This is a genomic window from Streptomyces sp. TAA204, assembly GCF_000424965.1.
Window position 1 is genome coordinate 594,251 of record NZ_AUKW01000001.1, and the last position, 17,575, is coordinate 611,825.

The 17,575-nt window shown below is 72.0% G+C and carries 21 protein-coding genes; 14 read left to right on the forward strand and 7 right to left on the reverse strand.

The window, feature by feature from the left end; translation table 11 throughout:
• Positions 1 to 29 precede the first annotated feature (29 nt).
• From H343_RS28465 to H343_RS0102570, 5 genes are all read right to left on the reverse strand, one after another.
• Entirely contained in the window at positions 30 to 1,556 is a 1,527-nt protein-coding gene (locus H343_RS28465) for a sensor histidine kinase (protein WP_078504936.1), read from the reverse strand.
• Complete coding sequence (locus H343_RS0102555) at positions 1,553 to 2,278, reverse strand: response regulator transcription factor (protein ID WP_037902163.1); 726 nt, start codon at positions 2,276 to 2,278, stop codon at positions 1,553 to 1,555. Before H343_RS0102555 ends, H343_RS28465 begins: the two co-directional genes overlap by 4 nt.
• 101 nt (positions 2,279 to 2,379) lie before the next feature.
• Positions 2,380 to 3,525, reverse strand: a complete 1,146-nt coding sequence (locus H343_RS0102560) for a trypsin-like peptidase domain-containing protein (protein ID WP_028429861.1) — start codon at positions 3,523 to 3,525, stop codon at positions 2,380 to 2,382.
• A gap of 73 nt (positions 3,526 to 3,598) precedes the next feature.
• Positions 3,599 to 4,636 carry a LacI family DNA-binding transcriptional regulator gene (locus tag H343_RS0102565; RefSeq protein WP_028429862.1) on the reverse strand — a complete coding sequence of 346 codons (1,038 nt, stop codon included), beginning with the start codon at positions 4,634 to 4,636 and terminating at the stop codon, positions 3,599 to 3,601.
• A gap of 120 nt (positions 4,637 to 4,756) precedes the next feature.
• On the reverse strand, positions 4,757 to 5,536 hold the full coding sequence (locus H343_RS0102570; protein WP_028429863.1) for a response regulator transcription factor: 780 nt from the start codon (positions 5,534 to 5,536) through the stop codon (positions 4,757 to 4,759).
• Positions 5,537 to 5,766: 230 nt separating this feature from the next.
• Here H343_RS0102570 and H343_RS28470 point away from each other — a divergent pair, with 230 nt between their 5' ends.
• From H343_RS28470 to ygfZ, 11 genes are all read left to right on the forward strand, one after another.
• Positions 5,767 to 6,765: an alpha/beta fold hydrolase gene (locus H343_RS28470; protein ID WP_199778861.1), complete on the forward strand. Its 999-nt coding sequence runs from the start codon at positions 5,767 to 5,769 to the stop codon at positions 6,763 to 6,765.
• Positions 6,766 to 6,806: 41 nt separating this feature from the next.
• Positions 6,807 to 7,073 (forward strand): MoaD/ThiS family protein, encoded by a 267-nt coding sequence (locus tag H343_RS0102580; RefSeq protein WP_028429864.1) that lies wholly within the window; start codon positions 6,807 to 6,809, stop codon positions 7,071 to 7,073.
• Positions 7,070 to 8,095, forward strand: coding sequence for a hypothetical protein (locus H343_RS28475; RefSeq protein ID WP_051264465.1), 1,026 nt, complete (start codon positions 7,070 to 7,072; stop codon positions 8,093 to 8,095). The genes H343_RS0102580 and H343_RS28475 overlap by 4 nt, the downstream gene beginning before the upstream one ends.
• 82 nt (positions 8,096 to 8,177) lie before the next feature.
• Positions 8,178 to 8,891, forward strand: a complete 714-nt coding sequence (locus H343_RS0102590; RefSeq protein WP_028429865.1) for an LmeA family phospholipid-binding protein — start codon at positions 8,178 to 8,180, stop codon at positions 8,889 to 8,891.
• Positions 8,892 to 9,158: 267 nt separating this feature from the next.
• Positions 9,159 to 9,242 carry a putative leader peptide gene (locus tag H343_RS35755; protein ID WP_486586762.1) on the forward strand — a complete coding sequence of 28 codons (84 nt, stop codon included), beginning with the start codon at positions 9,159 to 9,161 and terminating at the stop codon, positions 9,240 to 9,242.
• A 229-nt stretch (positions 9,243 to 9,471) separates the two neighbouring features.
• Positions 9,472 to 10,311 (forward strand): sulfurtransferase, encoded by an 840-nt coding sequence (locus H343_RS0102595; protein WP_028429866.1) that lies wholly within the window; start codon positions 9,472 to 9,474, stop codon positions 10,309 to 10,311.
• Positions 10,312 to 10,354: 43 nt separating this feature from the next.
• A complete protein-coding gene (locus H343_RS0102600) occupies positions 10,355 to 10,642 on the forward strand; it encodes a DUF1416 domain-containing protein (RefSeq protein WP_028429867.1) in 288 nt (95 codons plus the stop codon).
• A gap of 164 nt (positions 10,643 to 10,806) precedes the next feature.
• Positions 10,807 to 11,175, forward strand: coding sequence for a DsrE family protein (locus H343_RS0102605; RefSeq protein ID WP_037901874.1), 369 nt, complete (start codon positions 10,807 to 10,809; stop codon positions 11,173 to 11,175).
• 319 nt (positions 11,176 to 11,494) lie between these two features.
• Positions 11,495 to 12,073: a heme-binding beta-barrel domain-containing protein gene (locus H343_RS0102615; protein WP_028429870.1), complete on the forward strand. Its 579-nt coding sequence runs from the start codon at positions 11,495 to 11,497 to the stop codon at positions 12,071 to 12,073.
• Between the two features lie 22 nt (positions 12,074 to 12,095).
• The gene (locus H343_RS0102620; protein ID WP_028429871.1) at positions 12,096 to 12,581 is read left to right on the forward strand and encodes a transcriptional repressor; all 486 of its coding nucleotides are present in this window, start codon (positions 12,096 to 12,098) and stop codon (positions 12,579 to 12,581) included.
• 62 nt (positions 12,582 to 12,643) lie between these two features.
• A complete protein-coding gene (gene ygfZ / locus H343_RS0102625) occupies positions 12,644 to 13,615 on the forward strand; it encodes a CAF17-like 4Fe-4S cluster assembly/insertion protein YgfZ (RefSeq protein WP_028429872.1) in 972 nt (323 codons plus the stop codon).
• A 56-nt stretch (positions 13,616 to 13,671) separates the two neighbouring features.
• Here ygfZ and dtd read toward each other — a convergent pair whose 3' ends face one another.
• Positions 13,672 to 14,127 (reverse strand): D-aminoacyl-tRNA deacylase, encoded by a 456-nt coding sequence (gene dtd / locus H343_RS0102630; RefSeq protein WP_037901877.1) that lies wholly within the window; start codon positions 14,125 to 14,127, stop codon positions 13,672 to 13,674.
• 161 nt (positions 14,128 to 14,288) lie between these two features.
• Between dtd and H343_RS0102635 the strand changes: the two genes are divergently transcribed.
• From H343_RS0102635 to H343_RS0102645, 3 genes are all read left to right on the forward strand, one after another.
• Entirely contained in the window at positions 14,289 to 14,864 is a 576-nt protein-coding gene (locus H343_RS0102635; RefSeq protein WP_028429874.1) for an RsiG family protein, read from the forward strand.
• A gap of 92 nt (positions 14,865 to 14,956) precedes the next feature.
• Entirely contained in the window at positions 14,957 to 15,952 is a 996-nt protein-coding gene (locus H343_RS0102640) for an asparaginase (RefSeq protein WP_028429875.1), read from the forward strand.
• Between the two features lie 64 nt (positions 15,953 to 16,016).
• Positions 16,017 to 17,267, forward strand: coding sequence for a GNAT family N-acetyltransferase (locus H343_RS0102645; protein ID WP_028429876.1), 1,251 nt, complete (start codon positions 16,017 to 16,019; stop codon positions 17,265 to 17,267).
• A 24-nt stretch (positions 17,268 to 17,291) separates the two neighbouring features.
• Here the strand turns inward: H343_RS0102645 and H343_RS35460 are convergent, their stop codons facing one another.
• Positions 17,292 to 17,468, reverse strand: a complete 177-nt coding sequence (locus tag H343_RS35460) for a hypothetical protein (protein WP_199778853.1) — start codon at positions 17,466 to 17,468, stop codon at positions 17,292 to 17,294.
• Between the last annotated feature and the right edge of the window lie 107 nt (positions 17,469 to 17,575).

Sequence of the window (17,575 nt, forward strand, 5' to 3'; positions counted from 1 at the left end):
CGGACCCAGGCTCATACATGAAGTTAAGTTCAAGTCAAACTCTCAGGTGGCGCGTCCCCGGTCCGGTCCTCGGTCCGGTCCTCGTTCCCGCCCGGGCCCTGCGGCCCGCCTGACGAGCCGTCCGGCCCCTCTGTCCCGTCCGGCCCGTCAGGCGCCTGCGGTGCGCCCGGCAGGCGCAGCACCGCCTCCGTACCGCCCCCGTCCACCGGCTCCAGAGTCACCTCGCCACCCGCCTGCTCGACCGTACGGGCCACGATGGACAGGCCCAGCCCCGAACCTGGCAGACTCCGCGCGGACGGAGAGCGCCAGAACCGGTCGAAGACGTAGGGCAGTTCCTCCTCGCCGATCCCCGGCCCCCGGTCCCGTACGCGCAGCGTCCCCTCGCTCAGCCCGACCTCGACAGTGCCCCCGTCCGGGCTGAACTTGACCGCGTTGTCCAGCAGATTGACCACGGCACGCTCCAGCGCCGGGGGGTCGCCCCGTGCGTACCAGGGCTCCGTGCGCACCGTGACGGCCACACGCGTGCTGCGCAGACGCACCCGCTGTGCCGCCCGTTCGGTGATCTCGTGCAGCGCGACGACGTCCACACGCCCGCCGCCCGGCGACGCCTCACGCGAGAGCTCCTGCAGGTCGCCGACGAGCGCCGCGAGTTCGCTCATCTGCGCCCGTACCGACTCCAGAAGTGCCCGCCGGTCCTCGGGCGGCAGCGACCGTCCGGTCTCCTCGCTGCGCACGAGCAGTTCGATGTTCGTACGCAGCGACGTCAGCGGCGTGCGCAGCTCGTGCCCGGCATCGGCGATCAGCTGCTGCTGCAACTCACGTGAGGAGGCGAGCGCTTCGGTCATCGAGTTGAACGAGCGCGAGAGCCGGGCGATCTCGTCGTCCCCGTCGGCGGGGATGCGCACCCCGAGGTCCTCCGTGCGAGCGATGTGCTCGACCGCACCGGTCAGGCGGTCGACGGGACGGAGACCCGCGCGCGCCAGCGCGACACCCGCACCCGCCGCGGCCAGAACGCCCGCGCCGCCGACCAGCGCGAGGATCAGGGCGAGGTTCCGCAGCGACCTGTCGGTCTCGGTCATCGGCCGTGCCACCGACACCGCCACGTCGGTGCCCTCCACCGGGCTGGTGAGGACGCGGTACTCCGTGCCGGAGCCGTCCGTGCTGGGCGAGGTGTGCACCGACTCGATCTGCTTGCGTTCGGCCACCGCGACGTCGCCCGGCGCGATCTCCACCTTGCTGCCGACGATGACGCAGCTCTTGCCGTGCCGGTCGACGACCTGGACGGTCGCGTCGAAGGGGTTAGGCGCCCGCTGGTCGGCCGGTGAGCACTGCCCCGCGCTGACCTGCCCCACGATGAAGCTGGGGTCGACACGGTTGTTGTTGCGCAGCGCCTCGTCCAGCGAGCCGATCAGCTGCGCCCGTACGAGGAACCAGCAGGCCGTCGCGCAGGCCGCCACGGCGAGCGCCACCGTCACCGCGGCCAGCAGCGCCAGACGGGAGCGCAGCGGCGGCGCGGACAGCTTCAGCCGCAGCGCAGGCCGGGCCGGAAGCTTCACGCCGCGTCGTCCTTGAGGACGTAGCCGACGCCGCGCACCGTGTGCACGAGGCGCGGCTCACCGCCCGCCTCGGTCTTGCGCCGCAGGTACATCACATAGACGTCCAGTGAGTTGGACGAGGGCTCGAAGTCGAAGCCCCAGACGGACTTGAGGATCTGCTCACGCGTGAGCACCTGGCGCGGGTGGGAGAGGAACATCTCCAGCAGCATGTACTCGGTCCGGGTCAGCTCGACCGTGCGTGGGCCCCTCGCCACCTCCCGCGTGCCCAGGTCCATCCGCAGATCGCCGAAGCTCAGTGAGCCCGGCGCGCCGGCGGCTGGGTCCACGCCGGGGCCGGCCTGCTGCTGGGCGTAGGAGGTGCGGCGCAGCAGTGCGCGGATGCGGGCCAGCAGTTCGTCCAGTTCGAAGGGCTTGACGAGATAGTCGTCGGCTCCGGCGTCCAGTCCCGTGACCCGGTCGCCCACGGTGTCGCGGGCGGTGAGCATCAGGATCGGCACGCGGCGCCCGGCGGCGCGCAGCCGCCGGGCGACCGTCAGCCCGTCCATGCGGGGCATCAGCACGTCGAGGAGGATCAGGTCGGGGTCGTACGCGGGGGTCTTCTCCAGCGCGTCCAGCCCGTCGACGGCGAGCGCCGTCTCGTACCCCTCGAAGACGAGGCTGCGGCGGATCGCGTCCCGGACGGCCGGCTCGTCGTCGACGATCAGCACCTTCATGGCCACCATGGGGTCCAGCTTCGCATCAGCGGCGGGCGCCGGGGCGACACCCGGGACGACGGCCGGGGCGGGAGCCGTGGCGGCGGCCGCGTAGGGCTCCGTGGTCACGGTCAGACCTCCCCGGCGCCGGAACGCAGGTCGCCCAGGACGTCCTTGACGTCGTTGACGGGGACGGCGAAGCCCAGACCCGAACTCGCACCCGCGCCGGAACCGGAACCCGAACCGGAGGAGTACGTCGCGGAGTTGAAGCCGATGACCCGGCCGTCCATGGTGGCCAGCGCGCCGCCCGAGTTGCCGGGGTTGAGCGAGGCGTCGGTCTGGATGGCCTTGTAGGTGGTCGTCTCCTCGCCCGGGTCGCCGTTGTACTGGCCGCCGCCGAACTCGAACGGCCAGTCGCCGCCCTGACGCCCCTGGCCGCCGCCACCGTCCCCGCCGTCCCCGCCCTCGTTCCGTACGGTCACGTCCCGGTCCTTCGCCGAGACGATGCCGCTGGTGACGGTGCCCGTGAGCCCCTGGGGGGAACCGATGGCGACGACCTGGTCGCCGACACCCACCTTGTCGGAGTCGCCGAGCTTCGCCGGGGTCGGGCTGTCCGCGTCACGCGCCTCGATGAGGGCCATGTCGCGGTCCGCCGCCCTGCCCACGACGTCGGCCTCGGCCGTGCTGCCGTCGTGGAAGGTGACGCGCACGCTGTCCGCTCCCGCCACCACGTGGTTGTTGGTGAGGATCTCGCCTTCCTCCGAGACGACCACTCCCGACCCCGTGGACTCTCCGCCGTCCGAGGACGCCTTGATCTCCACGACGCTCGGGCCGACCGCACGCGCCACGCCGGAGACCGTGCCGTCCGCGCCGGCGGATGCCTGGCTGCCGTCGGCGACGGTGCCGTTCACGCCGCTGCCGCCGTCCCTGCCGAGCAGCTCCTCGAGCCCTGCCGCCGTACCGCCGCCCAGCGCGGCAGCTCCCAGCGCGAGCGCCGCCACGGCCGCCACCGGCATACGGACGCCGCGCCGCCTGCCCGCGTGGGCGGGTCCGCCGTCGTGGGCGGGTCCGCCGTCGTGTGCCGCGTTCGCGGAAGGCACGTACGGCCCGGGAGGCGCGTACGGGCCCGAAGGCGCATGGGGAGGGAGCGGCGGATGCCCGGAAGAGGAAGAGGAACCGGAACCGTCCGGAACGGCCGACGGCCCGGAGGGACCCGCGGCAGCCGGACGGGAAGCGGGCGACGACGGGGGCCCGGAGAACGCCTGGTGTTCGCTCATGCCGCCACAGTGGCCGCGCTCCATGAGAGGGGCCTGAGACACCGCTGAGAAGCCCCCAAGATCCCGGGAGGGGTCAGCCTCTCGGGGACGTACCGCACCCGCACGAGCGCCGCACGACCAGCCCCGCCGGGAACTGCCGCAGCCGCTGCCCGCGCGAACCGGCCACCCGCAGCGAGTCGTCCAGCACCAGGTCGACGGCTGCCTTCGCCATGCCCTCGCGGTCCGAACCGACCGTCGTGAGCGGCGGATCGCTCAGGCCCGCCTCCTTGACGTCGTCGAAGCCCGCCACCGCCAGGTCCTCCGGTACGTCCATGCCCAGTTCCCGCGCGGCCCGCATCACGCCGAACGCCTGGTCGTCCGTCGAGCAGAAGACCGCCGTGGGGCGGTCCGGGCGGCGCAGCAGGTCCATCGCGAGCTCGTAGGTGCCGTAGCGGTTGTACGGCGCCTGGAAGAGCCGCCCCTCCACCGGGAGCCCGGCGTCCTTCATCGCGAGCGACCAGCCCTCCACGTGGTCGGTCACCGGGTCCCCGGACTCGGGGGTGGAGTCGATGCCGCCGAGGCAGGCGACGTACTCGTGACCGTGCTCCAGCAGATGACTGGTGGCGAGCCGCGCGCCGCCGACGTCGTCGAGCACCACCGCGACGTCGTCGATGGCCTCGGGCCGCCGGTGCAGCAGTACGACCCGGGCGTCCCAGGCGTCTATCTCCACGGCGGCGTGCTCGCTGGGGCCCTGGCTGATGAGGATCAGGCCGGAGACCCGCATCCCCAGGAACGCCCGCAGATAGTGGACCTCGCGCTCGTCGAGGTAGTCGGAGTTGCCGACCAGCACCATCTTTCCGCGCTCGGCGGCGGCCTGTTCCACGGCGTGGGCCAGTTCCGCGAAGAAGGGCTGCCGGGCGTCCGGGACGATCAGGCCTATCAGGTCCGTACGGCGCGAGGCCATCGCCTGTGCGACCCGGTCCGGACGGTAGCCGAGCTCCTTGATCGCGGCGAGCACCCGTTCCCGGGTGGTCGGTGCTACGGGCCGCGGCCCGTTGTTGATCACATAGCTGACGACCGCTGTCGACGTACCCGCCAGCCTTGCCACATCGTCCCGCGTCACCCTCGCCACCCGCGCAGTCTACGCGGGAAGCATCCGCCGTCTGCGGGGCGTGCGGGGTTCGCGCAGGGCGCCCGGCACGGGGCCTCGCGCTGCCCCGGCCGCGCCCGCGGGCCGCGGGCCGCGCGCGTGCTACTCCTGGCCCGGGGCGCCCACCGCTTCACGTGCGACGCGGGTGGCGGCGTCGGTGACCGCGCGGGCGTCCGCCGCGGCCTTCTTCTCCTCGGCCGACTTCTCGCCCTTCTCCGGCGAGACGAAGCGGTAGCCGACGTTGCGCACGGTACCGATGAGCGACTCGTACTCGGGGCCGAGCTTCGCGCGCAGGCGCCGCACGTGCACGTCCACGGTCCGGGTGCCGCCGAAGTAGTCGTAGCCCCAGACCTCCTGGAGCAGCTGGGCGCGGGTGAAGACCCGGCCGGGGTGCTGCGCCAGGTACTTCAGCAGCTCGAACTCCTTGAAGGTCAGGTCGAGCACCCGGCCCTTCAGCTTCGCGCTGTAGGTGGCCTCGTCGACCGACAGGTCGCCGTTGCGGATCTCCGTCGGCGTCTCTTCCACACCGATCTGCCGCCGCCCCGTCGCCAGCCGCAGCCTCGCCTCGACCTCCGCCGGGCCCGCGGTCTCCAGCAGCACGTCGTCGACGCCCCATTCGGCGGTGACGGCGGCGAGGCCGCCCTCGGTGACGATGAGCACCAGCGGGCAGCCGGGTCCCGTCGAGTCGAGGAGCTGGCACAGGGAGCGCACCTGCGGCAGGTCGCGGCGCCCGTCGACGAGGATCACGTCCGCGCCGGGGGTGTCCACGAGGGCCGCGCCCTCGGCCGGTGCCACACGTACGTTGTGCAGCAGCAGCCCGAGTGCGGGCAGAACTTCGGTGGAGGGCTGGAGGGCATTCGTCAGCAGGAGTAGCGAACTCACGTCTGGTCCTTCCTCAGTCCCGCGGAGGGGACATCGGTACGGCACTGCTTCGTACGGTTGCGCTCCTGAAAGCACAAAAGGACCCGGGGGCGGCGCTGCCCGGATCCTTCACTCGGAGCAGAATAGCCGACATGCGCGACGAAGTGCAGTGTGAGTTCGCTCGCTCCGACACCGCAACGGACACCGGGAGTGAGCACGCAGACGCGGAAGGTGCGCGCCGGAAGCAGATCCTGCGGACCGGGGACGGGGTGCGGATCGACGCGGCGTACGAGCCGTGGGCGGGCAGCGGCGGTACGGACAGTGGCTCTGCCGGCGCCCCGTCCGCCCCGTGCGCGATCGTGCTCGCGCACGGTTTCAGCGGATCGGCGGACCGGCCGGCGGTGCGCCGTGCCGCACAGGTCTTCGCGCAGTACGGAGCCGTGATCACCTTCTCCTTCCGCGGCCACGGCAGGTCCGGGGGACACTCCACGGTCGGCGACCGCGAGGTCCTCGATCTCGCCGCCGCGGTCGGCTGGGCGCGCTCGATGGGACACGCACGCGTGGCCACGGTCGGCTTCTCGATGGGCGGCTCGGTCGTCGTCCGGCACGGCGCGCTCCACCGCCCCGGCCGCGAGGAAGCGGAACAGTGCCGGGAGACCGTACGCACCGGGGAGCAGGAGGGGCACGAGGGGCGCACGGTCGCACATTCCGGCACAGCACCACCGTCGCCGCCGTCATCGTCACCGTCACCGTCACCGCCGCCTTCGGCGTCACCACCGGTGTCCGCCCCGGCATCCAGCCGGCCGTCCGGCACCGACGGCGGGCCGCACGGCACGCACGCGGACGCGGTCGTCGCCGTCAGCGCCCCCGCCCGCTGGTACTACCGCGGTACGGCGCCCATGCGCCGGGTGCACTGGGTGATCCAGCGTCCGGTGGGCCGGCTCGTCTCCCGGTACGGGCTGCGCACCCGCATCCACCCCCGCGACTGGGACCCCGTACCGCTCTCCCCGACCGCCGCGGCCCCCGCCCTCGCGCCGACGCCGCTGCTCGTCGTACACGGCGACCAGGACGCGTACTTCCCTCTCGACCACCCCCGTTCCCTCGCCGGAGCCGCCGATCCCGGCTGCACCGAACTGTGGCTGGAGCCCGGCTTCGGCCATGCCGAGAACGCCGCCGCGCCCGCCCTCCTGCACCGGATAGGCGCGTGGATCACCGCTCGGTGGCCGAGCGCCCCCGACGGCCCGGCATGATGGTGCGAGCAAGAAGGACAGCGGGAGGGACGGAACCCACGATGGCGAGTGGCACGATCCGTTACTGGGCTGCGGCCAAGGCCGCAGCCGGGATCGCCGAGGAGCGGTACGAGGCCGGAACCCTCGCCGACGCCCTCGACGGCGCACGTGAGCGGCACCACGAACACGCGGACTTCGCGACGGTGCTGCGGCGCTGCTCGTTCCTCGTGAACGGCGAGCCGGTCGGCAAGCGCGCCCACGACACGGTGCGGCTGAGCGAAGGCGGCACGGTCGAGGTGCTCCCGCCGTTCGCGGGAGGCAGCGCATGAGCGAGCAGCAGCCGCAGCACGGCGCCTACGGTCAGCCGAAGCAGTACGGGAGCGACGACCCGTACGAGCCGCAGTACCCGGGTCACGGGCGGCCCCATCCGGGACCGATGCCTTCGGCCGCCACCGCCCCGGCCTCGTCCGCCTCGCCGACCGCCTCCGCCGCGCCCGGTCCGACCGCGCCCGGTCCGGCCGCGCCCGGTTCCCCCGGCGTGCCCAGCCCCACCCCGGCGCGGCGTCCCGCCACGGCAGCGCGCGGAAGCAGTTCACCGCTGATCGCACCGGGGCTCCAGCCCGCCGCGCTCACCGCCGCCTTCGCCGTCCTGCTGGGGGGCGCGGCACCGCTCGGCAGCGTCCCGCTCGCCGTCGCCGTCGCGCTGCTCCAGGCCGTGACGGCCGCGGGCTGGTTCCGGCTGAACGGGATGTGGCCGGCCCGGCAGGGCATCGCGCTCGCCTTCCTCGGCGGGCTGGCGACCGACGCCGCCCTCCTGCTGACCGACGGCGGCAGTACACCCGCCGTGCTCATCGGCGCTCTCGGGGCGTGGTGCGTCCTCACGCTCACGCTCCACCTGCGCAACCAGTCCGGTCCCGACGAGCGGCTCTACGCCCTGACCGCCGCCTTCGCGGCGACGGCGCTCACGGTCGTGGCCGCCGCGTTCCTCGGCGCGCTCGACGTGGCCACGGCGGACGCCGTGACGGCCGGTACTGCCGCGGTCGCCGCCGCCGTTCTCGTACGGGCGCTGCCGCTGCCGCCTCTCGCCGCGCCCGCCCTCGCACTGCTGGCCGCGGTGGGAGCGGGTGCGGCCGTGGGTCACCTCACGCTCCTGGGGGGAGACGTCTACCCGGCGGCACCGGGCATCTCCGGCGCGATGCTGGGGCTGGCGACGGGTGCCTGCGCGCTGGTCGGCCTGCGGGTGGCCAGCTACGACTACCCCTCGCGTTTCGTCCACATGACGGCGGGAGTGGCACTGCCCCTGACCCTGGCGGCACCGGCCGTGTATCTGTTCGGCAGAGCTCTCGTCTGACGAAAGCTCAGGTTAGGCTCGCTGAAGACCGGCAGATCCGGCGGAATCGGCACCCACGGCCACGAGCACGGGGAGATCGCAGATGCGCGCACTACGCAGAGGGCTGATCGTCCTCTTCGTCCTCGCGGTGCTGTTCGTGGCCGCCGACCGGCTCGCACTCAAGCTCGCCGAGGACGAGGCGGCCGAGCGGATCAAGAACGCGAAGGGCGTCTCCTCGACGAGCGACACGTCGATCGACATCAAGGGCTTCCCCTTCCTCACGCAGGTGTTCGCGAGGGAGCTCGACCAGATCGACGCGGATCTGAGCGGTATCCGGGCGGAGGGCGCGGGGGGCACGCTGACGGTCAGCCGGGTGGACGCACAGCTCAAGGACGTCCGCATCAGTGACAGCTACGACTCCGCGGTGGCGAGCGAGGCCACCGGCTCCGCGATCGTCACCTACGACGACCTGACGAAGGCCGCTCCGGACGGTGTCCGCGTGGCCTGGGGCGGCAAGGACGGCGAGGGCAAGGGCCGGGTCAAGGTGACCGCAGGGCTCAGCCTGCCGGTGCTCGGCGACTTCAGGCGCAGCGTCACCAGCACGGTCAGCGTCTCCGGCGGTGACACGGTGAAACTGGAGGCCGACGAGGTGCCGGGCGGCGACGTCCCCGGGCTGGAGGACACGATCCGTCAGCGGATCGACTTCGCACGGGAGATAGCGGGTCTGCCGGAGGGCCTGGAGCTGGACCGGGTCGAGGCCACCACGAAGGGCATCGAACTGTCCGTGCGCGGCAAGGACGTCGAACTCACCGGCTGAGCCCCGCCCGTCCGCTTCCGGCCGGGGACGGACGGGGGCCGGCCCGGCCCAGCCACTGCTCCAACCCCTGCCGCTGCCGCTTCGTACTGGCGTCCCATTCCACGAGACGAAGGCGTCCGCAGACCAGGCATCGCCGCACCACGGCCCCCCGGCGGAGCCCTCCCCGGAGGCCGCGCCCGGCCCGCCAATCCCATATCGCGGTCAAATTCGTCTCACGATACGGATCTGCGGTGACACGGAGCCTCTGTCGTCCTTACGATCGTGTGCATGAAGCGACAGGCGAACCTCACGAAGCGGCGTGCCGTCGACCTGTGCCGCGTCGCCGCCATGCTCTGTCGCACCCCCTCCTGACGGCTGCCGCCCCGCACACTCCGCCGGAGCCCCGGGCCCAGCGGCCCAGTGGCCGCGCGGCCACCGTGCCGCCCGCCGGCCCCGGGCTCCCCGCCGTACCGGCGCCGTGCGCGTGCGCCTGACGGTCCCCGCATCCGCTCCCCCGCATGTACGTGCGCGTCCGCCCCGCACGACCCTGCTCAGCCCTGTACGCACCCGTTCATCCCGCTATCCGCCTCGGAGGAGAAACATGAGCCGCAGTGACGTCCTCGTAGACGCCGACTGGGTCCAGGACCGCATCGACGACCCCAAGACGGTCATCGTCGAGGTCGACGAGGACACCTCGGCCTATGACAAGAACCACATCAAGAACGCCGTACGGATCGACTGGAAGCAGGACCTCCAGGACCCCGTCCGCCGCGACTTCGTCGACCAGGAGGGCTTCGAGAACCTGCTCTCCGAGAAGGGCATCTCCAACGACGACACTGTCGTGCTTTACGGCGGCAACAACAACTGGTTCGCCGCCTACGCCTACTGGTACTTCAAGCTCTACGGCCACCAGGACGTGAAGCTGCTCGACGGCGGCCGCAAGAAGTGGGAGCTGGACTCCCGCGACCTGGTCGAGGGAGTGCCCGACCGCCCGAAGACCCAGTACAAGGCCAAGCCGCAGGACACCTCCATCCGCGCCTTCCGCGACGAGGTCGTCGACGCGATCGGCTCCAAGAACCTCGTGGACGTCCGCTCCCCCGACGAGTTCAGCGGCAAGCTGCTCGCACCGGCCCACCTTCCGCAGGAGCAGTCGCAGCGCCCGGGGCACGTGCCCAGCGCGCGCAACATCCCGTGGTCGAAGTCGGCCAACGACGACGGCACCTTCAAGTCCGACCAGGAGCTGAAGGAGCTGTACGAGGGCGAGGGCGTGGACCTCGGCAAGGACACGATCGCCTACTGCCGCATCGGCGAGCGCTCCGCGCACAGCTGGTTCGTCCTGCACGAACTGCTGGGCCAGGAGAACGTCAAGAACTACGACGGCTCCTGGACCGAGTACGGCTCACTGGTCGGCGTCCCCGTGGCCGTCGGCACCGAAGACTGACCGGCCCTGCCGGCACCGACCGAAGAGAACCGAAGGGACACCCATGTGCGGAGCTCAGGCAGGCGGCCCGGACGCCTCCACCGTCAAGCCCGGTGAGACGACGATCCAGGGCAGCGTCACCCGGGGCGGCGAGCCCGTCACCGGGTACGTGCGGCTCCTGGACGCCACCGGCGAGTTCACGGCGGAGGTTCCCACCTCCGCGACCGGCCAGTTCCGCTTCTACGCGGCGGAGGGCACCTGGACCGTGCGTGCCCTCGTGCCGGGCGGCACGGCCGACCGTACGGTCGTCGCGCAGAACGGTGGCCTCTCGGAGGTCTCCATCGCGGTCTGACGGACGTACCCGTCCTGCGCGAGTCCGCGGTACGGGCCGGTCGTCGACCGTCTGAACGGCTGTGCGGGGCCGTGCCCCGGGTTTCCGCCCGGGGCACGGCCCTTCGTGCGTGGGCCGGGCGGCGCCGCACCGCGTGCCGTGCCGCCCGGCCTACGCTTGCCCTCATGGCAGCAACCAGGAAACTCGTGATCAAAGTGACCGCCGGAGCCGACGCGCCGGAGCGGTGCTCGCAGGCGTTCACCGTGGCGGCCGTGGCCGCGGCCAGCGGCGTGGAGGTCTCCCTCTGGCTCACCGGTGAATCGGCGTGGTTCGCGCTGCCGGGCCGGGCCGAGGAGTTCGAACTGCCGCACGCCGCCCCGCTGCCGGAGCTGATCTCGGGTGTGCGGGCGGGCGGCCGCATCACTCTGTGCACGCAGTGCGCAGCTCGCCGGGGCATCGAGGAGAAGGACGTTCTGGAGGGCGTGCGCATCGCGGGAGCGCAGTCGTTCGTCAGTGAGATCATGGACGAGGGCGTACAGGCACTCGTCTACTGAGCACCGCGGCGCCCGGGGCGCCCCGGGCGGGCCCGCTCCGTCCACAGGCCGTGTACGGGGCCGGCGCGGGTGCCGACTAGACTCGGGCGTGTACGTCCGCAGCACTTCTCGCCACCCCAAGGAGCACACCCCGTGCTTGAGGCATTCTTCACCGCGCTGATGGCTCTGGTCTGCGTCGGCACCGTCGCCTTCGCCGGTCTCATGCTCAAGAAGCTCTACCAGGGCCAGCGCTGACCGGCGGCTGCTGACCGCCGGCCGCTGACCGGGACCACCGACCGCCGGCCTTCTCCCAGGCTCCCTACAGATCGTCTGAGTTTCCATGATCGAGATTCCGTCCGACCTGCACCCGGACCTCGTCCCCCTCGCGTTCCTCCTCGGCAACTGGCAGGGCGCGGGCGTGGCCGCCCTCGACGGCGAGGAGGGGCCCGGCACGGACAAGTGCAACTTCGGGCAGGAGGTCACCTTCACCCACGACGGCCGTGACTTCCTCGAGTACGTCTCACACAGCTGGCAGCTCGACGAGGACGGCAAGAAGGTACGGCCGCTGGAGACCGAGACCGGCTACTGGCGCATCGACTCCGAACGCAAGGTCGAGGTCGTCATGATCCGCGACCAGGGCGTCGCGGAGGTGTGGTACGGCGAGATGGCCGAGCAGAAGCCGCAGATCGACCTCGCCACGGACGCCATCGCCCGCACGCCCTCCGCCCCCGAGTACAGCGGCGGCAAGCGGCTGTACGGCTACGTCAAGGGCGATCTGATGTGGGTCGGCGAGCGGGCGGCTCCGGAAGTGCCGCTCCACCCCTACATGTCGGCCCATCTGAAGAAGGTCGTCGACCCCAGCGAATGGGCGAAGGACCTGGGCGATCTGCCCGACGACGGCATCGCCTTCTTCAAGTGAGCGACGGTTCTACACTGTCGTTGTGATGACGACCGACTGGCAGAGCGACCTCAGAGCGCGCGGGTACCGGCTGACTCCGCAGCGTCAGCTCGTGCTGGAGGCTGTGGACAAACTGGAGCACTCCACGCCGGACGACATCCTCGCCGAGGTGCGGCGCACGGCGGGCGGGGTGAACATCTCCACCGTCTACCGCACGCTGGAGCTGCTGGAGGAGCTCGGACTCGTCTCACACGCGCACCTCGGCCACGGTGCACCGACCTACCATCTCGCCGACCGGCACGACCACATGCATCTGGTCTGCCGCGACTGCACCGAGGTGATCGAGGCGGACCTGTCGGTGGCCGAGCCCTTCACGGGCCGCCTGCTGGAGACGTTCGGCTTCGACACCGACATGAAGCACTTCGCGATCTTCGGGCGCTGCGCGAAGTGCTCGCGGCAGTCCGGGGCCGCCGGGGCGGCCCCGACCGGTCAGGAGCAGTCCTCGAAGGGCGCCCCGGAGCCGTCGTAGTCTGGTCGTATGTGCTTCAACAGCCCGATCCGATGCCTTCCCGTGCTGCCCGGTGGTGCCGCATGAACAGTCCGCTCCTTTCACAGCCCGGCGCCGTCGCCGCCGAGGGCCAGGACGAGGGGGTCGCCGCACACTACGGCGATCTCTTCCGGGAGCAGCGCTCACTGGCCGAGGGCACCGGCTTCGTGGACCTCTCGCACCGCGGTGTCGTCACGGTCACCGGCGCCGACCGGCTCACGTGGCTGCACCTGCTGCTGACCCAGCACGTCAGCGAACTCCCGCCGGGGCACGCCACGGAGGCGCTGATCCTCTCCGCGAACGGGCACATCGAGCACGCGCTCTACCTCGTCGACGACGGCGAGACGGTGTGGATGCACACCGAGCCCGGCACACAGGAGGCGCTGCTCGCCTACCTGGAGAGCATGCGGTTCTTCTACCGCGTGGAGATCGCCGACCGCACCGAGGAGTTCGCGGTGGTGCACCTCCCGGCCGGGTCCATCGCGGAGGCCCCCGCTCAGACCGCCGTACGCGAGACCGCGCACGGCCGGGACCTCTTCCTGCCGCGATCGGCACTGAAGTCCTTCGCCGACACGAACGGGCCGGCCGTGGGGCTCCTGGCCTACGAGGCACTGCGCGTCGAGGAGCGCAGGCCGCGGCTGGGGATGGAGACCGACCACCGCACCATTCCGCACGAGCTGGGCTGGCTGAACACGGCCGTCCACCTCACCAAGGGCTGCTACCGGGGCCAGGAGACGGTCGCGCGCGTGCACAACCTGGGCAAGCCGCCGCGGCGGCTGGTCTTTCTGCACCTCGACGGCAGCGAAGTGCGTCTGCCGGTGCACGGAGACGCGGTGCGCCTCGCCGACGACGGCCCGGACGGGCGCAAGCTCGGCTTCATCACCACTTCCGCCAGGCACCACGAACTCGGGCCCATCGCGATGGCGTTGATCAAGCGCAATGTGCCGGTGGACGCGGCGCTGATCGCGGGCGGGGACGCGACGGCGGCGGCGCAGGAGGTCGTCGTCGCGCCCTGACGCGCGGCGGGCGGGCGGCCCGGTGGGCCGTCCGCGCCCTGTCCGCTCGCGGGCGGTCAGACCTCCAGCAGCACAGTGAACGGGCCCTCGTTCGTCAGCGAGACCTTCATCCGGGCGCCGAACCGGCCCGTCGCCACCTCGGCACCCAACGCGCGCAGCCGGGAGACGACTTCGTCCACCAGGGGCTCGGCGACCTCTCCGGGCGCGGCGGCGTTCCACGTCGGACGGCGACTTTTGCGCGCGTCACCGTAGAGGGTGAACTGGCTGATCACGAGCAGCGGCGCTCCCACGTCCGAACAGGACTTCTCGCCCTCCAGGATGCGCAGGGACCACAACTTGCGGGCGAGTTGCGCCGCTGTCGCCGCCGTGTCGCCGTGCGTGACGCCGACCAGCACGCACAGTCCCTCGCCGACGATCTCTCCGACCGTCTCTGCCTTTCCCTCTCGCTCCGCCGGAAGGTCGCCGTCCACCACGACGCTCGCGCCGTTCACTCTCTGCACCACAGCTCGCATAGCAGCCATCATGCCGTGCCGCTCGGCGATCTGTTCGTATGCTCCGGATGGGTGCGACATCGCTGCGCGAGAGCGCCGCAGAGTGGCACGATGCGTACACGCGGTACGTACCGCTGCTCTCACCGCTATTGCGGCCATAAAGGATGAAGGGGACACCATCCATGAGCGCAACCGGCGCCGCCCGTACGCCTGGTGGTCTTCCGGCCGCCCGTGCGGGCTCGAACGCCTCGGACGGCCCTGATCTCCCCGGCCTTCCGGAGCTCCCCGAACTCAGCGCCCTGCGGCTGCCCGAGCTTCGGACGCTGCTCCGCCGCGTCAAGCAGGAGGAGGGTGACCTCAGCTATGTACGGCGCATGCTCCAGGGCCGCATCGACATCCTCCGTGCGGAGCTCGTGCGGCGCACCGACCCCGGCTCTCCGCTGATCGACCTGCTCCCGCAGATCCTGGCCGACGGGCCTTCGGCTCACCGCTCCTCCGCACGCCACGTCACGCTGAGCACACCGCGCAGCGCGGAGTACCGCTCCCTGGCGGAGCGGATGCTGGGAGAGGTCGAGTTGAGCGATCTCACCGCCCGTACGGATGACGAACTGCACGCGGCGATGGGGCGCCTCGTCGGCTACGAGCAGGAGGTCTCGCACCGCCGGCAGGTGATACAGCGCACGGCCGACGGGTGCAGTACGGAGATCGCACGCAGGTACCGTGAGGGCGAAGCGCAAGTGGAAGACCTGCTCCCGTAAGGGGACCGCACCCGGCCGCAGCAGCGACGTGACGCGCTGAGCGGCGGCGCGGCGCCCGGGGGCACCGGTCATGATCTGAAAGGCAGCCGCCGATGCCCTCCCAGACCGCTGAAACGGCCGACCCCTCCGGGATACCTCCCGTGCTCGCCGAGGTCGTGCGCTCCGGATTCGTCGAGGGACACCACCGCGGCTCGCTGGTGGTGCTCGCCGCCGACGGCAGCGTCGAGCGGTCACTCGGCGACCCCGGCGCCCCCTTCTTCCCCCGGTCCTCCAACAAGCCCGTACAGGCGGCGGCCATGCTCCGGGCGGGCCTGGACCTCACGGGCGCCCGGCTGGCGATGGCCGCGGCCAGCCACTCCGGGGAAGCCTTCCATCTCGACATGGTCCGCGTGATGCTCGCCGAGCACGGCCTGACCGAGTCGGACCTGCAGTGCCCCGCCGAACTCCCGCTGGACCAGGAGGAGGCCGAGCGCGCGCTGGCCGCCGCGGGCGACGGCGGCGCGGCGGAGGCACGCAGCCGTCTGGCCATGAACTGCTCGGGCAAGCACGCCGCGATGCTCGCCGTCTGCGCCGCACGCGGCTGGCCGCCGGAGAGCTACCTCGACGCCTCCCATCCGCTTCAGCGGCTGATCGCCGAGACCCTCGAATCCCTCTCCGGCGACCGCGTCGCCCACGTCGGCACCGACGGGTGCGGCGCCCCGCTGATGGCGATCTCCCTGACCGGGCTGGCCCGTGCATTCCGTACGATCGCGCTCGCACCGCCGGACACCCCCGAGGGCCGCGTCGCCGAAGCCATGCGCGAGCACCCCGAGCATGTGGCCGGCACCCGGCGAAGCGACAGCTGGCTGATGCGTGAACTGCCGGGCGCCGTGGCGAAGGTGGGCGCCGAGTCCGTGCAGGCGGCGGCGCTCCCCGACGGCCGTGCTCTGGCATTCAAGATCTACGACGGCGGCAACCGCGCCGTGGGCCCCGTCCTTGCCCGTACGCTCGCGACGCTCGGTGTCGACTCGCCGGTGCTCGAACGCATCGGCGACTCGCCGCTGACGGGCGGCGGCCACAAGGTCGGCGAGGTCCGCGCGGCGTTCTGACGGGGGACACCCGCCGGTCGGATATCCGGATGCGGCTGCGGGCCGCCCCGCCTAACGTGACGGCATGGCCCTGGAGATCCGTACTCTGACCTCGCCCGACGAGCTGCCCGACTGGTTCCGCGCGGTCTCCGTCGGCTTTCTTCGCGGTCCGGAGGTCTCCGGGGAGGAGGTCGCAGCGAGGAGCCCCGGCATCGATCTGTCGCGGACGCAGGGTGCGTACGACGGAGACCGCTGCGTGGGCACCTTCCGTACGACGCCGCAGCAGATGACCGTCCCCGGCGGCGCGAGCCTGCCCGCCTGCGCGGTGACGAACGTGACCGTCTCACCGACCCACCGCCGGCGCGGGCTGCTCACCCGGATGATGAGCGAGGCCCTCGTCGCGGCGAAGGAACGCGGTGACGCCTTCTCCTCGCTGATCGCCGCCGAATACCCCATCTACGGCCGGTACGGCTACGGACCGGCGGCCTGGACCACCGAGTGGGAGGTGGAGGTCGCCGCGTCGGGCTTCGATCCGCGCCACGCCCTGCCCGCCGGGGGCGGGCGCGTGGACCTCGCCGACGCCGCGGAGGTGCGCGACCTGGGCCCCGTCCTGTACGAGCGCTACCGGGCACAGCCGCACCGGCAGGGCGTCATCGACCGGCCCGCGGAGTGGTGGCGGCGGCACACGGGTCAACGGCGTTTCCCCGGCGACGGGTTCACCCCGCCCTTCCACGCCGTGCACCGCAACGCGCAGGGCGAGCCCGAGGGCCTGGTCTCCTGGACGGTGCGGGAGCACTGGGAGGGGAAGCTGCCGCAGAACACCGCCCAGGTGGACTTCCTCACCGCCCTCACACCCGCCGCCGAGCGCGCCCTGTGGCACTTCATGCTCTCCATCGACTGGGTCACCCGCGTACGTTCCGGGCACCGCGCCCCGGACGACGTGCTTCCGCTGCTCCTCCCCGATCCCCGGGCCGCCCGGCCGGCGACGGTCGCCGACTTCCTGTGGCTGCGTCCGCTCAACGTGCCGCGCATGCTGGAGGCGCGCACCTACGCCGCACCGGGCACGCTCGTGATTCAGCTGCTGGACGGCGCGGGACTCGCCGGCGGCCGGTACCGCCTGGAGGCGGGCCCCGGGGCCGCGGTGTGCGCGCTCACCGGCGAGAGCGCCGATCTGGCCATGGACGTAGGGGAGTTGGGAACGCTCTTCCTCGGCGACGAGTCCGCGGTACGGCTCGCGGCACTGGGCCGCGCCGAGGAACGCCGCGAGGGTGCCGCCGAGTTGGCCGACACCCTCTTCCGTACGTCTCGCCGGGCGTGGTGCCCGGACATCTTCTGAGACCGGCGGCCGCGCGCCGCCGCCTCAGACGATCAGCATGGTGAGCACCACGGCACCGACGCAGCTGCATGTGATGTTCCTGGCTTTCACGCCGACACTCAGCAGCACGAAACCGATGACTCCCAGAGCGCCGAACTGCCACTCCACCAGTCGCTCGAAACCGATGACGAGACCCGCGAGCATGAGGGCGAACAGAGGCATGGCATTCCCTCCTTCGTCGAGAACGGAACTGACGGAAGCGGGGGGCTTCGACGCCCGTACGTCGTCGGACAGGCGGCGGACCGGAACGCGAGGGTTGGCGGTCACTG